The following is a 14,405-nucleotide window of genomic DNA, read 5'->3' as shown; positions in this document are numbered from 1 at the left end:
AATGTGAACGTTCACAATTGACTCAGGCGCGCTCGGGCAGGGCGGCGACCTGACAAAGCCTCCCTTGGGCTGGGCATTTTTCGCGGGAAATTGAACAGGGAGGCGGGGGAGACGGGGAGTCGGTGGAATTTTACTCCCCGTCTCCCTGCCTCCCTGTGAATTTTCCCGAAACTTTCGGGCGAACGCTTCTGGGCGGCGACCGCGCGACCACGCCGGGTCGTCCCGACCAGGGAGCGGCGTCGCCCCGACACGTTTCGTTTTTCTTTTTTTTTGACAGCGGTGCACCGCGCGCTCTCGCTGACACCTCTTCATCAGGGCATCACCATGCACTTCCCTTCCCGATCTACCAACCCCCGCTTTCTCAACCGACGTGCAGGCGGTGCGGCGTCCGCTGTATGTCTCCTCGCTCTCCTCGCAAGTTGTAGTGGCGAGTCGCAGGGCGGCGACGGTGATGGCGGCGGCGGCGCCACGGGCGCGACGACCGGCCCTGGACCGGGCGTTTCGAGCAGCAGCGGCTCGGGCGGGAGCGATGGGCAAACGACGAGCGGCGGTTCGACGAGCGCCAGCGGAAGCTCGGCCGCGTCCGGGGGCGGCGACCCCGGCGCCGGCGGCGGCGGCGGTGACGGCGGCGACGGCGGCAGCGCCCCCGCCGTCTGCCCCGAGACCTATTCCAATCCTCTCCTCTGGCAAGACCTCCCCGATCTGGAGGTCATTCGCGTGGACGACGCCTACTACTACACGGCGTCCACCTTCCACCATGCGCCTGGAGCGCCCCTGCTCCGCTCCTACGATCTGGTCCACTGGGAATACGTCTCCCACTCCGTTCCTCTGCTCGACGTCGACCCGTCGTACGACCTGGGCCGGGATAGATCGTATGTGAACGGCATCTGGGCCTCCACGCTCCAGTACCGGAAGAGCAACAAGACCTTCTACTGGATGGGCTGCATGCACAACAAGGGCGGCGGCTGGGTCTTCACGGCCAAGTCCCCCGAAGGCCCGTGGGAGAAGCACAAGGGCGGCTGCTACTACGACATGGGGCTGTTGATCGACGACGACGACACCATGTACGTGGCCTACGGAAACAACACGATCAGCGTGGCGCAGCTGAGCGCAGACGGCTTCAGCCAGGTCAAGAATCAGGTCGTCTTCCAGACGCCGGGCAACATCTCCGGACCGCTGGAGGGCTCTCGCATCATCAAGAAGGACGGAGACTACTACATCTTCACCACGCAGTACGCGAACGGTGAGTACGTGCTCCGCTCGACGAGCGGGCCCTTCGGCCCCTACGAGCTGCGGCCCTTCGCGGTCAAGCTGCCCTACGCCGGCGCTCCGGGCTCCGGCGGGTCCCCGCACCAGGGCGGCGTCGTCCAGACGCAGAACGGCGACTGGTACTACCTCGGCTTCAACGACTCGTACCCGGCTGGCCGCATCCCGGTGATGGCCCCGATGACCTGGACCGACGGATGGCCCTCGCTCACCCTGGTGGACGGCAAATGGGGAGGTACGTACCCCTTCCCGAACCTGCCTTGCGGATCGAACCGAGTGAAGCCGCCTACGACCAAGGACACCTTCGCGGAGGCGACCCTGCGCCCCGAGTGGGAGTGGAACCACAACCCCGACAGCACCAAGTGGTCGTCCGGGGCCGGGCTGACCCTGCAAGCCGCGACGGTGACCAACGACCTGTACGCCGCTCGAAACACGCTGACGCGCCGTGTCGAAGGGCCCGTGTCGATCGCGACGATCGAGCTCGATCATAGCAAGATGCAGAACGGCGATGTCGCCGGCCTCGCTGCCCTGCGCGACGTGTCGGCGTGGATCGGTGTCAAGAAGACCAACGGGGCGGCGCGCGTCGTGATGACCAACGGCGTCAACATGAACACCTCCTGGGCCACGACGAGCACGGGCACCGAGGTGGCCTCCGCCGAGGCGTCCGGCAACACGATCTGGCTGCGCGTGGAGGCCAACGTCCGCTCGGACAACGGCGGCGCGCAAGCGCGCTTCTCCTACAGCACGGACGGCGCCCGATTCACCAACCTGGGCAACACGCTCAACATGAACAAGAACTGGCAGTACTTCCTCGGTTACCGGTTCGGCATCTTCAACTACGCCACGCAGTCTCTGGGCGGCTCGGTGAAGGTCGCGTCCTTCGAGGTAACCAAGCCGTAAGATGCGAGCCGGCCGCCTGCATGGTCATCCGCGTGGCCGAGAGCGAGAGCCCCACAGGTCCGCTCGATGGCGCGCTGCGTCGCCCGCCGGCTCGCGCACCCCAGGGGGTGGCATCGAGCCGGCGGCGTTCATCGATGACGATGGAGAGGCGTGCCTTGACGGGGGGTTGCCTCCCAGGGGCCGCGCCGGCGCAGGGGCGAGCGGGCCGTGGGGGAGGCCGAGCGGGGCGAGTCTAGTTCCTCGTCGGCGCGGGCGCGCCGCTCTGGATCCACTGGCGGAGGGCCGCGAGCTCAGCGCTCGTCACGGTCGGCTTGCCGTCCGCGGCCTGCGGCATGACGCCCGTCTGGCAGGTGCCTCCGGCGGAAGGCCTGCATCCGGCGCTCCCGGCCGTCCCTGCGACCTTGAGGTAGAGCCAGCTCTGGTCCGGGTTTCCCGGGACCACGAGCTTGAACTGCCCGCCGCCCTTGGCGGTCTTGTTGACGAGGCCCGCGACGATGTCCGTCGAGCTGATGTCGCCGCCGAGCGACAGACCTGCCTGGGGACCGGTCGACGGCGCAGCGTGGCAACCGCTGCACTTGTGGATCGCGCTCTCGAAGATCGGACGGATGGTCTCATGGAACACGCCGGACTCCTCGGGCAGGGGATTTCCCGGATCCGGATCCGGCTTCAGGTCGGGATTGATGACCTGGGCGATCGCGTCCATCTCGTAACACTGGGCGGCCACCGCGTCCTTCAGCTTCTGGTCGGTGGGCGACATGCCCTTGGCGACACGGTACTTCTCCCAGACGTTGTCGATCCAGCCGTGCAGCTTCCAGAACATGTAGTTGTCGATGTTCGTGAACTGGTTGCCGAGGCCGTGGTCGGTGTTCTGGGGGCGCACCCACTTGAAGTGGAGATCGCCGTGAAGGCCGCTGGCCTGCTGGTTGGTGCCCGGGATGGCCTGGCCGGCGAAGCACTGGAGCCACATACCGAGCGCGCCCTCGTCCGGGAAGCGGCTCAGGTTCTCCGGCTTGTCGATCTCGTCGCCGATCTTCGCGTTGGCGAGCGTCGTGGAGCTCCAGGGCCTGAAGTCCGATCTCCACTGCTGGGGCAGCTCCTCCGCCGTCGTGGGGAACTTCTTGAAGCCCTCGAACTGCTCCGAGTGCTTCGGCCAGAGCTGCTTCAGCGACTGGATCATGTGCCGGTGCATGGCGAGGAACTGGTAGCCGTCGCCCGTCGTCTTGCACTCCTGGTCCGACGGGACCGGGACCGCCGACTTGCAGATGTTGACCCTGCTCATGCCCATGCCGCCATTGCAGCGCCGGATGCTGTGCCACTCGAAGTGGGCGGCTTGCCATTCGTTCTCTTCCATCCAGGAGATGACTTCCGGCTGAACCGTGAGATCGATCTGGTTGTTCTTCAGGAACTCCGCCGCGCCGTCCTTCATCGTCGCGTCGCTGGGATGGGGATCAAAACCATCGACGCAATGATCCTTCGGGTGCGTGTCGCCCGTCCCGCTCGAGCCGACGGGGCCACCGGCGGGATCTCCCGTCGACGAGGAGGAGCCCGTGGTCGCGGCGGAGGTGGAGGGGTCGCCGGCGCCGGCGCCGCTCGTGCTGGGGCCGGCGCTTGTGCCGGTCAACGAGGAGGTCGTGGTGGAGGTGGACGAAACGCCGCCGCCTGCTCCACCAGAGCCCCCGACGTCGGGGTCTTCGCCGCCACAGGCGCCCAGCAGCAACGCCGTAACGCACGAGAGGAAACCGAACGTGCGTTGAGACATCTTGCCCAATGACACGGTGGACGGACCTGCCTGATCGTTGATTCGCATGGTGCTCCTCGTTACCGCTGGATGCCGGACCGCTGGGTTCCGGGCGCATGCTTCCGCGCAGCCGCTGAGCCGGACGCCAGATGGAGCATCGGCCAACCGCCGGTGACATTGGCGTAGCACGAGGCCTCCGAGCAGAGAAGCGGGTGTAAATTTGCTCCAAAACGATCATTGCCGTCGTTGGATGAGCCGCGGGCGAGGGGAAAGTAAAGAGTTTTTAATAAGTCAAGGGTGATCACCGCTCACCCCAGGTGATCGAGGGTTCCGTGCGCCATCCGCCTTCCTCTTGGAAAAGTGAAGCTGTATCGCCGGTTGATCCCGTTCAGTGAGGCCATAATTGCCCGTTTCTGCCCGACCGAGAGGCAGCGCGTGGAGGCAGCCCCGCCCAGGTGGTGCTCACCGGCGTCCAGCCGCGGATCGCGCAGTCGTTGATCGAACAGGGCGTCGGTCTCGGCGATCTCGTGACGCTTCAAACCCTGAAGGAGGGTATCGCGTTTGCGCTGCGGCGCGAACACCGCGGCTCTCGAGCGCCGGCTCGGGCGCGGGCAGCTCGATGAGCTCTCCAAGATCGTCATGGAGCATGTGGGGCGGAGCGCGGGCGCGTCCTTTGCCTCGTTGCCCCTCTCGCGCGGCGCGAGCTACCTTGCGAGCGCCCCCATGACCATCCACGTCGTCCGTCAGGGCGAGCTCCCGGCCGCCATGGCGCGTCGCTGCTGAGGGCGATGCTCCCGGCGGACGAGGTCATCAAGAAGCTGGTGCACGTGCTCGCGCCGTACCTCGGCGAGAACATGGCGCGTGCGGCCGTGCGCAGCCAGGCGGACAAGCTGGGGTTCAAGCACGGGCGCCTCTCCCCGGCCGACGTGGAGCGCTTGCTGGCCGCTGTCGCGCCGGGGCTCGGCGTGTTCGTCGGGCGCGACAAGGCCCAGCGGATCCTCGACGAGGCGCGCGCCGCGATCGGGGCGCAGGGAGGAGCTCCATGACGCGAGTCCCCGTTCGCCGCGTGGCGCCGGTGGTGGTGACGATCGTGTGCGCGGTGTACGTCCCGCGCCTCGTGCCGCAGGCCGCCGAGCTCTCCGAGCGGCTTCTCCCGATGTCGGTCGTCGAGGCCGTGGGTCCGCTCGTGCGGCTCGCGTGCCTCGCGGTCGCCGCCGTGTTCGGCCTGCGCAGCGCCGCGCGCCTCGAGCGCGACAACCCGGCGCGCGGTCCGTGGTTCCTGCTCGGCGCGTGGCTCGCGCTCTTCACCCTGGGCCAGGTCGGGCTCGTGTACTATCCCCTCGTCGCGCGCGCGCCCGCGCCGCTGCCGTCGATCGCGGACGCCGGGTTCCTCCTGGGGTACGCGCTGCTGATCGCCGCGTCGGTGCGCTTCGTCTTCGTGTACCGCGCGTCCGGCTTCCCCGTCGGCAGCGCGCGCGAGCACCTCGGCATCGCCGCGGGCGCGGCGGCGGCGATGGCGATCATCGGTTATCCCTTGCTCGCCCCGATCGCGCGCGCGCCGGTGCCGCTCGGCGAGCGGCTCATCAACATCGCCTATCCCATCCTCGATCTGATCGCGCTCGTCCCCGCGCTGGTGATGCTGCGGATCGCGCGCGCCTTCCGCGGCGGCAAGGTGTGGGCGATCTGGGGATCGCTGCTCGCGGGCTGCGCGCTCATGGCCGTGGGAGACATCCTGTTCGCGTTCTTCTCCTCTGCGAATGTGACCGCCTTCGGGCCAGGCGTGGACATGATGTTGCTCCTCGGGTACTTCGCGGCGGCGTGCGGGACGATGCTCCAATACGAGACGATCACCGACTGACGACGGTGGCGCGGTGCTCGCCACGGGTCACAGAGCGCACCGGCGGCGCGCGATGGCACGGCCAGAGCGTGACGGCGGGCGTGACATGTCACGCTCTCGACCGTGACATGTCACGCTGTCGGCCGTGACATGTCACGGCGGCTCGCCCGGCGCAGAGGTCGAGCCGTCGGCCCGGCGCGCGCCGCGGCCGCCCATCGGGGTCGATTTTGTCGCGTCGGTGCGCTTGCGCTGCGCCCAGGGACGTCACGCCGGGGAGGGCGCGCCAGGCGGCACGCGCGTTGCGTGATCGCTCGCTCGCGACACCCGTCCACGGGCGCGCGGCGCCGCCGCGCCAACACACGGAGCTGAGCGCCATGATGTCTGGACCGATACCGATGACGACAATGAATCTCCTCACGAGGTCCCTCTCTGTCGAGGAGCGGCTCGACGAGGCGGTCCTCTGCGCCAACGTGCCGAGCCCGCTGTCCTCGGTCGCGTTCCATGAGGACGTCGAGTGCATCCGGAGGTTCTTCGCCGCGGGGTTCCCGGTTCACCTGGCGATTCATCGGGTGGACAGCGCCGAGGCGGCGCGCCGGGATTACACGGCGCTGCACACCCACGACGGCCCGGAGATCAACCTGATCCTCCCGGATCCCGCGGGCCTCGAGTACCGCGTCGAGCTCGGTTCCCGCGTCCACCACGTCACCGAGAGCACGAGCATCTGGATCCCGCCGGGCGTCCCGCACTCGGCGAACGTGGTCCGGGGCTCCGGCTACTTCATCACCGCGCGCTTCGACCACGGGGGTGCGCGATGAGACGTGCTCTTCCTCGGAGCCTCGACAAGGACGTCGGCGTCAGGAGGCACGCCGTGGCCGCGTCGAGCGCGGCGCAGGCGTACCGGAGAGGGAGCCTCTGGCAGAGGGGTCGCGGCGAGCGCCTCATCGCGTTCGCCGGCGTGAGGCGGGGCGAGCTCGTGCTCGACCTCGGCTGCGGCACCGGCGGCCTCACGCGGCAGCTCGCCGAGCTCGTGGGCCCCGACGGGCGCGTCCTTGGCATCGATCCGGACGAGGCGCGGATCGCGCTCGCCCGGCGCACCGCAGGCGCGCCCAACCTGGAGTTCCAGGTGGCGGCGGCGGAGGGCCTCGGCGAGGTCGCCCGGGGCCGCCCCTTCGATCTCGTCTTCTCGAACTTCGTGTTTCACTGGATCCGCGACAAGCGCGCGGTACTCCGCCTGATGCGCGACCTGCTCCGCCCCGCGGGGCGCATCCTCGTCCAGTGCGTCTCCTCGCTCCCCGCGCTCGTCGGGGAGCTCTCGCGGCTCGCCGACCCCTCGGGGGAGAAGATCCTGCGGGATTTCGCCTTCGAGGACGCCGCGGCGCTCGCGCACCACGTCGAGGGCGCCGGGCTGCAGCTGCTCCGCCTGGAGGAGCAGCATGGAACTCACGTGTATCCGACGCTGGACGCCTTGCTGAGGTGGTGGCAGGCGACGACCCACGAGCGGTTCGACCCGCGGGCCGTCGAGCCCGCGGCGCTCTCCCGGTTCGCCGAGCAGCACGGCGACGGCGGCGTGTTCCGGGTGCGCGAGACGTTCTGCTGGTTCGAGGCGCGGCTCGCCCCGGCGCACTCGTGGGGACGCGAAGGCTGACTCCCAGAATCTCGAGGATTTTTCCAGATCACGTCGACGTTTGTCTGGTCTCGGGGCCAGGACGACGTGATGCTCCTGGTTGCCACGCCCCGTTCCTTTCCGAGGTGGGCTACCCTGCGCTCTTCGCAGCCTCCCGCGGCGGCGCTCGCACCCAGGACCGATCCGAATGTCGATCTTCGAGCTCTCGTTCCAGTCCGGGGAGGCCTCGCTCTCCGTGCGCCGTGTCGTGGTCCAGGAGGCCGTCTCCGAGCTCTTCTCCGTCTCGGTGTGGGCCCGGTCCAGGCTCTCGGATCTCGAGCTGGAGTCGCTCGTCGGCCAGAGCGCGTCGCTCCAGATCCAGCCCGACGCCGCGCACCTCCACTGGCTGAACAGCAGGCTCTGGCAAGGCGTGTGCAGCCACGTGGAGCAGGTGCAGGCCGAGCCGACGGGGCTCTCGACGTACTACCTCCGCATCGTGCCGCGCCTCTGGCTGCTCACCCAGCGCCGCGGCCACCGCATCTACCAGCACCTCTCCATCCCCGACATCGTCGACGCGCTCCTCGGCGAGTGGGCGATCGAGCCGGCGTGGAAGATCGATCGCGGCGCGTACCCCAGGCTCGAGTACAGGGTCCAGCACGGCGAGAGTGATCACGCCTTTCTCAGCCGCCTCCTCGAGGAGGCGGGCATCGCCTACACCTTCCCCGACCGCGGGGCGGACACCAAGCTCACCCTGAGCGACAAGCTCGAGGCGGAGCCGCTGCGGCCGGGGCCGCCGCTGCCGTACGTCGACAACCCCCTCGAGACCGCCGAGCGCGAGTTCGTCACCAGGGTGCGGCTCGGCCACGAGGTCCGGCCCGGCGCGAGCACGATCCGCGGCCACGACTTCCGCAAGCCCTCGTTCGCGCTCACCGGCGAGGCGCCCGCGGCGCCCGCGCCCGAGGCGAAGTACGAGCAGTACCGCTACGAGCCCGGCGCGTTCCTCGCCGCGAGCGCCGGGGGCGGCGCGCCCATCGGCGACGCCAAGGGCGTTTACCGACACGATCCGAAGCACGGGGCCGATCTCTCGACGCGGGTCCTCGCGGCGATGCGCGCCGACAAGCGCGGCGTGCTCTTCGAGGCCAACGTGATCGACCTCTACCCCGGCCGGGTCTTCGCCGTCGATCAGCACCCGCACCCGGAGCTCGGAAAAGGGCCGTTGATGGCGGCCGAGCTCGAGATCGTGGCCTCGCTCGGCGAGCCGTGGAGCGTGCGCGGGCGCGCGCTCTTCGCCGATCCCACGGTCCCGTACCGGCCGGCGCGCAAGACGCCGAGGCCGGTCGCGCCCGGGCTGCAGAGCGCGACCGTGGTGGGGCCGCCGGGCGCCGAGATCCACACCGACGAGCTCGGGCGGGTGCGCGTGCAGTTCCCGTGGGATCGCGAGGGCAAGCTCGACGACAACAGCTCGTGCTGGATGCGCGTGAGCCAGGGCTGGGCGGGAGCCGGGTTCGGGATGTTCATGCTCCCCCGCGTCGGCCAGGAGGTGCTGGTGGCCTTCCTCGACGGCGATCCGGATCTCCCGATCGTGGCCGGGCGCGCCTTCAACGGCCGCGAGCTCGTGCCGTACAAGCTGCCGGATCACAAGACGGTGAGCACATGGAAGAGCAGCTCGTCGCCCGGCGGCGAGGGGTACAACGAGATCAAGTTCGAGGACCAGGCGGGCCAGGAGCTCGTCTACATGCAGGCGCAGCGCGACAGGAACCAGCTCGTCAAGCGCGATGAGGTCGAGCGCACCGCGCGCCACAAGCGGAGCACCGTGGGCGGCGACGAGCACCTGGTCGTGAAGGGCGCGCGAAAGCAGCTCGTCCACGGGGGCGACCACGTGCACGTGAAGCTGGACCAGCGAACGGCCGTCGACGGCTCGGTGTCGCTCACGGTCGCGGTGAACCGGGACGAGCGCGTGGGCGCGAACCACGCGCTCGAGGCCGGCGGGCAGCTCCACATCAAGGCGGGCGCGACCCTGGTGCTCGAGGCCGGGCAGCGGCTCACCATCAAGGGGCCAGGGGGCTTCATCGACATCCACCCGGGGGGCGTCGACATCGTGGGATCCATCGTCAACATCAACAGCGGCGGCGCGCCGGGCGCCGGCCAGGGCGCGAACCCGGAGGCGCCGCTCCAGGCCGAAGAGGCGCACCCCAAGGACACGCCGTCTCCCTGAGACGAGGAGGAGCGAGATCATGCCCGCCGCCGCGCGCCTCACCGATCTGCACACCTGCCAGACGCACCCTGGGCCCACGCCGATCGTCTCGTCGGCCGGGACGGTGAACATCGGCTTCCAGCCCGCGGCGCGGGTCGGCGATCGCGCCGCGTGCCCGGCCAGCGCCGCGATCGTCCAGGGGTCGGCGACCGTGTTCATCGAGGGCGCCATGGCCGCGCGGCTCGGCGACGAGACGGCGCCGAAGGGCGCGATCGTGACGGGGTGTCCGACGGTGAACATCGGCTCGACCCCCGCCATCGACGCGTTGCTCGCAGCGTCCGTGTCGGGGACTCCGTTCCTCGATTGCGAGAGCTGCCGGATGGGCGGCGCCGGGTGAAGGCGCTGCTCCACGTGACATCAGGGCTGCTCGCCGGGCGGCGCGTGCGCCTCCAGGCCGGCGAGGCGCTGCGCGTGGGGCGCCTCGGGCGGGCGGATATCGTGATCTCGCAGGACGAGCAGATGGCGCCGGTCCACTTCGAGATCGCGTGGGACGGCGCCGCGTGCCGGCTCGTCGATCGGAGCCGCCGGGGGACGCAGGTCGACGGCAAGGCGGTCGCCGAGGCGATGATCGGCGACGGCGCCCTCGTCGTCGCGGGGCAAACCCACTTCCTGCTGCGGCTCGCGCCCGACGATCTGGGCGCCGATCTCCCGCCTGCGCTGCCGCGCCCGCCGCCGTCGCGGGAGCTGCTCGCCGCGCGGGCGGTCGCGCTGGAGGCGCTGCAGAGCGAGCCGGAGCCGCTCTTCGCCCTCCTCGACGCCGCCCGCGAGCGGCGCATCCTCACGCTGCTGCGCGCCTGCGAGGACGAGAGTCGCTCGCTCTTCGAGGGCGTCGCGGGCGAGGCGATGGCCCGGGCGGCGCCGCACCTGGTGCGGATCGAGAAGGGGTCGGCGCTCCTGCCGGTGCTCGTGAACGAGGGGTGGGGCGAGAGCTGGGGAGTCTACCTGACCGGGCGGAGGCCTCTTCGAGAGGTGCGGCAGAGGTTGCGGCGGTCGCTGATCGTGAGGGACGAAGAGACGGGGAAGGGGCTCTATTTCCGGTTCTACGATCCGCGGGTGCTGCGGTTGTTCCTGCCGTCGTGCTCGGCGCGGCAGCGGAGCGAGATCGTGGGGACCGAGATCGGCGGGTTCGTCATCGAGGGCGAGACGGGCGAGGTGCTGCGGCTCGGGGGGGCGTGACGGCGCCTGTCCGGATCCTCATGACGCGCGCCGCTGCCTGACCTGCACCACCCGCCCCAGCGCCGCCGCCTGGAGCGCCACCGGCTCCGCCTCCCGCTCGTCCATCGCCGGGTGCACCGCCGCGATCACCCGCGCCCGGAAGCGCGCCGAGAGCGGCAGCGCCTCGGCGAGCGAGGCCGGCAGGTAGATGACGAGCGGCTGCGTCTCTCCCGCCACGCGCAAGAGGCCGCGAAGGTGCGGCCCGCCCAGCACCTTGCGCTTCTGGTAGTGCCGCTGCTCCAGCAGCGCGCGCTCCACCTGCTCGTTCGCGAGCTCCACCCGGCCCCTCTTTCCGTGGCCGAGCGCCTCGCGGATCTTCCCGCACAGCGCCTCGGCGACGGCGGGCGCTGTCGAGACGCCCGGCGTGGCGAGGAATTTCTCGGCGGCCCCGAGCGCCGCCGCGAGCGCGTCGTCGCCGGCTGCGAGCGGCGTCGCGGTGGAGACAAGCGCCTTCAACGTCTCGACCTCGTCGAAGGACAGCGAGAGCTCGCCCTCGACCAGCTCGAGCGGCGGCACCGGCATGCCGCGCTTGCCGGCGGCGCGCGCGAGCGCCCCGTGCACGCCCGCGACGTCGGTGGCCGCGCCGCGATCGAGGATCTCGAAGACCTGCGCCCGGTCCTCGATCTCGGTGGGCTCGTCGGAGAGGGCCGGATCGTCGGCCTCCGGGTCGATGGGCTCGTCCTCCATCGCGTCGAGCAGGCGCTGCCAGGCCGGCTTGCGGACGATGCGCGGCACGCTCTTCCGATCGAACCACACGAGCGTCAGCGCGTCCCGCTGCGCCGCCGCCGGCGCGAACGCGGCGCTCGCGTCCGCTGCCGCGCCCGTGCCTGCGAGCATCGCGCCGATGGTCTGCGGCGCCGCCGGCGCGTGCGGGATCATGCCCACGGCGCTCGACCCGGGCTGCGGAGCGCCGGCCGCCCAGGGGCTCACCGGCTCGCCGGGCGAGGCCTTCGCGATCGGCGGGGCAGGGATCGGAGGAGGGGAGTTCGGAGGAGGGGAGTTTGGAGGAGGGGAGTTTGGAGGAGGGGAGTTCGATGCGGCGGCGGGCGGCGGCGCCGAGGACGGGGCGACGAAGGGGAGAGGCACCTTTGTCGCCTCCTCGGTGAGATCGCTCGTCTGGCCCTCGGTCGCGCTCGGCTTCGGCCGGATATCGGGCGGCGCGGCCGGCCGCGGAGCGGGCGCCTCGGGAGGAGGCGGCGCAGGCGGTCCCGCGCGAAAGGGCATGATTGACGCCTGCACGGCGTCGAGCGACTTCGCCGGCATGTCGACGGTCTGCTTCGGCAGGCCGAGGGAGGGAGGCTTCACCCTGGGCGCGGCCGGGGCCACCCGCGGCGGCGGCTGGGGCTCCGCCGCAGCGGGGGTGGGCGCCTCGGCGGGCGCCTGCCGCGCGGGCCGCTCCAGCGAGACGCGGATCTGCCCTGACTCCTTCGGGCTCGCGAGCGGGAGCTGACCCCGCCAGGTCAGCGTGCAGAGGAGGCGATCGGTGTCGATCACGAGCGTGTCGCAGCGCATGGCGAGATCGCGCGGCCCGCCGGCGCGGCCGGTGACGGTCGCCCGCGGGCGGACGCCGGGGAGGCTGGTGACGAGGCGCGGGTGGCGAGGATGGAGGTTCTCGAGCACGATCTGCTCGTCGTCGCGGAGCTGCAGCAGGCGCTGATCGAGCGGAGCGACGTTGAAGAAGGTGCGATCGAGATCCTCCGGCATCGGGCTCGAGAGGAGCGCTCCCGACGACCAGGCCGCCGCGTGTCTGCCGAGCCTGCGGCGCCGCAAAGGCCAGGTCGGGGCGATGGGCCCGAAGCCCACCGCCGCGATGGGGTCGTCCGGGCTGGCCACGACCCGATCCACGGGGAGGAGGTTCGGGACGGCGGCCCTGCCGCGGGCGTCGCGCGCCTCGCGACGGATGCCCGCGGGGTTGTCCGTGTCCGGCCCGCCCGCGGCGCGCTCGTAGGCGAGCGGCATGGTCGTGAAGTGCGCTCCTTCCTGGAGCTCGCCCTCCTGGGTGAACAGGCGATCGCAGAACACCTGAATGGGTTTATCGATCTCGCCCACCGCCATCCGCGCGATCAGCGACCGCGCGGGGCTGCCGCCGGGCGCGTGGGCGTGGCCGACGAGGACGACATCGGCGCCCTGCTTCTGCGGCGCGAGATCGCTCGCCTCGATCAGGCTTCGCGCGGGGTCGTCGCCCAGGTACGCGTCGCGCTCGCGGATCGGCTCCTGCGCGGGCGCGAGCGGCGACTCGCCCGGCGCGAGCGTGAACGTCGCCTTGCAGATGACCGTGAGCACCCAGGTCAGGGAGCGCACCTGCCAGAGGAGCGAGGCGACGGGGAGCGGCCCGTCGGAGACGACATCCATAGGTGGGCGGACGGTACCACCACTCCGGCAAATTGGATTCGGTCAGGCGCGGCGCTCCGCGCCGTCAGGGGGCGCGCGGGCTGTCCGCGATGAAGGGGAGCCCTGCCGCGGCCGCGTCCCGGAACGCCTGGGCCGAGGCGGCGGCCCGCTGCAGGCACGGCCAGCACGGCTCCTCGTGCGCGTCGTCGGGCTCCTCCACCGGCGCTGCCGCGGCGCGCGGGCGCTGGGCCGGGACCGCCGCGGCGGGAGAGGGCGCGGGCTGGGCCAGGTCCTTCCCGGAACCACCCTGGTCCGGGGCCTCCGCGACGTGCACGTGTCCCGCCGCGAGCGCGGCCGCGAGGTGGTCGATCACCTCGCGATCGTCCGGCGATATCGAGAGCCAGGGCCGATCCTCGCGGAGGAACCGCCGCAGCTCGTGCAGGATCTCGGCGCGCGCGCCGAGCGAGGCGACGTAGCGCCGCGCCGCGAGCCGATCGCCGCGGAGCGGCACGCGATCGCCCGGGGGCGCCTCTTCCCACCACCAGAAGAGATCGAGCCACCGCGCCTCGCCCGGCCCCGCGGGCCCGCCGCCCGCCGGCGAGACAAGGTCGAGAAAACGCTCGTTCAACCGCAGCCGCAGCACCGAGGCAGGTTATCATGCCCGGGGCCGCGCCGGGCGGCGCCGCCGCGAGGTGATGGATGGATGGCGCCGCGCTCGATCGAATCGTTCAGCACCTCTGGGGCGCGGAGGCGGATCTGGTCTACGCCGTCCTCGACGGCGCGCGCGACGCGGCGATCTCCGACTCGGTGCGCTCCTCGGACCTGCCGCACTGCTGCCTCCTCGCGGGCGAGCTGGGCCCGGAGCTGGCCCAGGTGGCGCCCTACCTGGTGAGGCTCCAGCGATCGGGTGAGCTCACGCGGCGCCTGCTCCGGCTCGGGTGGGGGAAGAGCTGGGGTATCTTCCTCGCCACGCCGTCTCCCCTCGAGACCGTGCGGCGGCACCTGCGCCGGCTGCTCCGCGTCCTGGGTCCGGACGGAGCGGCCATGTTCTTTCGCTACTACGACCCGCGGGTGCTGCGCACCTACCTGCCCACGTGCAACGCCGGCGAGCTCGGCGAGGTGTTCGGTCCCGTCCTCCGCTACGCTGTCGAGGGCGAAGACGCCGGGGAGCTCGTCGTGTTCCGGCGCGCCGGGCCCGAGCTCGCGCGCTCCGTGGTCGACCTCCGCGCGGCCGCGCCGGCGTGAATCGGGTGTTCCCGAA

Annotated in this window: 13 protein-coding genes; 9 read left to right on the top strand and 4 right to left on the bottom strand. The window is 71.0% G+C overall.

Annotation, left to right across the window (positions count from 1 at the left end):
• Positions 1 to 324: 324 nt before the first annotated feature.
• Entirely contained in the window at positions 325 to 2,166 is a 1,842-nt protein-coding gene (locus ACSRUE_RS34675; RefSeq protein WP_441293161.1) for a glycoside hydrolase family 43 protein, read from the top strand.
• 232 nt (positions 2,167 to 2,398) lie between these two features.
• On the opposite strand, the gene ACSRUE_RS34670 is transcribed toward ACSRUE_RS34675, so the two are convergent.
• Positions 2,399 to 3,787: a hypothetical protein gene (locus tag ACSRUE_RS34670; RefSeq protein ID WP_441287335.1), complete on the bottom strand. Its 1,389-nt coding sequence runs from the start codon at positions 3,785 to 3,787 to the stop codon at positions 2,399 to 2,401.
• 425 nt (positions 3,788 to 4,212) lie between these two features.
• Positions 4,213 to 4,485, bottom strand: coding sequence for a hypothetical protein (locus ACSRUE_RS34665; RefSeq protein ID WP_441287334.1), 273 nt, complete (start codon positions 4,483 to 4,485; stop codon positions 4,213 to 4,215).
• 207 nt (positions 4,486 to 4,692) lie between these two features.
• On the opposite strand from ACSRUE_RS34665, the gene ACSRUE_RS34660 reads away from it, so the two are divergent.
• The 7 genes from ACSRUE_RS34660 to ACSRUE_RS34630 all read left to right on the top strand — a co-directional run bounded on the left by ACSRUE_RS34660 (position 4,693) and on the right by ACSRUE_RS34630 (position 10,774).
• Entirely contained in the window at positions 4,693 to 4,950 is a 258-nt protein-coding gene (locus tag ACSRUE_RS34660; RefSeq protein WP_441287333.1) for a hypothetical protein, read from the top strand.
• Positions 4,947 to 5,762: a hypothetical protein gene (locus ACSRUE_RS34655; protein ID WP_441287332.1), complete on the top strand. Its 816-nt coding sequence runs from the start codon at positions 4,947 to 4,949 to the stop codon at positions 5,760 to 5,762. Before ACSRUE_RS34660 ends, ACSRUE_RS34655 begins: the two co-directional genes overlap by 4 nt.
• Positions 5,763 to 6,136: 374 nt before the next feature.
• Complete coding sequence (locus ACSRUE_RS34650) at positions 6,137 to 6,556, top strand: hypothetical protein (protein WP_437768483.1); 420 nt, start codon at positions 6,137 to 6,139, stop codon at positions 6,554 to 6,556.
• A 53-nt stretch (positions 6,557 to 6,609) separates the two neighbouring features.
• On the top strand, positions 6,610 to 7,386 hold the full coding sequence (locus ACSRUE_RS34645) for a class I SAM-dependent methyltransferase (protein WP_441287331.1): 777 nt from the start codon (positions 6,610 to 6,612) through the stop codon (positions 7,384 to 7,386).
• A 166-nt stretch (positions 7,387 to 7,552) separates the two neighbouring features.
• The gene (locus ACSRUE_RS34640; protein ID WP_441287330.1) at positions 7,553 to 9,559 is read left to right on the top strand and encodes a type VI secretion system Vgr family protein; all 2,007 of its coding nucleotides are present in this window, start codon (positions 7,553 to 7,555) and stop codon (positions 9,557 to 9,559) included.
• Between the two features lie 19 nt (positions 9,560 to 9,578).
• Positions 9,579 to 9,935 (top strand): PAAR domain-containing protein, encoded by a 357-nt coding sequence (locus ACSRUE_RS34635; RefSeq protein ID WP_441287329.1) that lies wholly within the window; start codon positions 9,579 to 9,581, stop codon positions 9,933 to 9,935.
• Complete coding sequence (locus ACSRUE_RS34630) at positions 9,932 to 10,774, top strand: DUF4123 domain-containing protein (protein ID WP_441287328.1); 843 nt, start codon at positions 9,932 to 9,934, stop codon at positions 10,772 to 10,774. Before ACSRUE_RS34635 ends, ACSRUE_RS34630 begins: the two co-directional genes overlap by 4 nt.
• An 18-nt stretch (positions 10,775 to 10,792) precedes the next feature.
• Here the strand turns inward: ACSRUE_RS34630 and ACSRUE_RS34625 are convergent, their stop codons facing one another.
• Together ACSRUE_RS34625 and ACSRUE_RS34620 are read right to left on the bottom strand one after the other, a co-directional pair.
• Positions 10,793 to 13,165 (bottom strand): DUF2169 family type VI secretion system accessory protein, encoded by a 2,373-nt coding sequence (locus ACSRUE_RS34625; RefSeq protein WP_441287327.1) that lies wholly within the window; start codon positions 13,163 to 13,165, stop codon positions 10,793 to 10,795.
• A 64-nt stretch (positions 13,166 to 13,229) separates the two neighbouring features.
• The gene (locus ACSRUE_RS34620; protein ID WP_441287326.1) at positions 13,230 to 13,772 is read right to left on the bottom strand and encodes a hypothetical protein; all 543 of its coding nucleotides are present in this window, start codon (positions 13,770 to 13,772) and stop codon (positions 13,230 to 13,232) included.
• A gap of 71 nt (positions 13,773 to 13,843) precedes the next feature.
• Here ACSRUE_RS34620 and ACSRUE_RS34615 point away from each other — a divergent pair, with 71 nt between their 5' ends.
• A complete protein-coding gene (locus tag ACSRUE_RS34615; RefSeq protein WP_441287325.1) occupies positions 13,844 to 14,389 on the top strand; it encodes a DUF4123 domain-containing protein in 546 nt (181 codons plus the stop codon).
• Positions 14,390 to 14,405 lie beyond the last annotated feature (16 nt).

The sequence above is a fragment of the Sorangium sp. KYC3313 genome, assembly GCF_052075895.1.
Classification (GTDB): Bacteria; Myxococcota_A; Polyangia; order Polyangiales; family Polyangiaceae; genus Sorangium; species Sorangium cellulosum_B.
The sequence above is the reverse complement of the archived record's forward strand: the minus strand, read 5'-3'. Positions and strand labels throughout refer to the sequence as shown.

What these genes read in the sequence shown, in the direction of transcription:
- ACSRUE_RS34675 (WP_441293161.1), top strand. Translation starts at nt 325, where the DNA reads ATGCACTTCCCTTCCCGATCTACCAACCCCCGCTTTCTCAACCGACGT.
- ACSRUE_RS34660 (WP_441287333.1), top strand. Translation starts at nt 4,693, where the DNA reads ATGCTCCCGGCGGACGAGGTCATCAAGAAGCTGGTGCACGTGCTCGCG.
- ACSRUE_RS34655 (WP_441287332.1), top strand. Translation starts at nt 4,947, where the DNA reads ATGACGCGAGTCCCCGTTCGCCGCGTGGCGCCGGTGGTGGTGACGATC.
- ACSRUE_RS34650 (WP_437768483.1), top strand. Translation starts at nt 6,137, where the DNA reads ATGACGACAATGAATCTCCTCACGAGGTCCCTCTCTGTCGAGGAGCGG.
- ACSRUE_RS34640 (WP_441287330.1), top strand. Translation starts at nt 7,553, where the DNA reads ATGTCGATCTTCGAGCTCTCGTTCCAGTCCGGGGAGGCCTCGCTCTCC.
- ACSRUE_RS34635 (WP_441287329.1), top strand. Translation starts at nt 9,579, where the DNA reads ATGCCCGCCGCCGCGCGCCTCACCGATCTGCACACCTGCCAGACGCAC.
- ACSRUE_RS34625 (WP_441287327.1), bottom strand. Translation starts at nt 13,165, where the DNA reads ATGGATGTCGTCTCCGACGGGCCGCTCCCCGTCGCCTCGCTCCTCTGG.
- ACSRUE_RS34615 (WP_441287325.1), top strand. Translation starts at nt 13,844, where the DNA reads ATGGATGGCGCCGCGCTCGATCGAATCGTTCAGCACCTCTGGGGCGCG.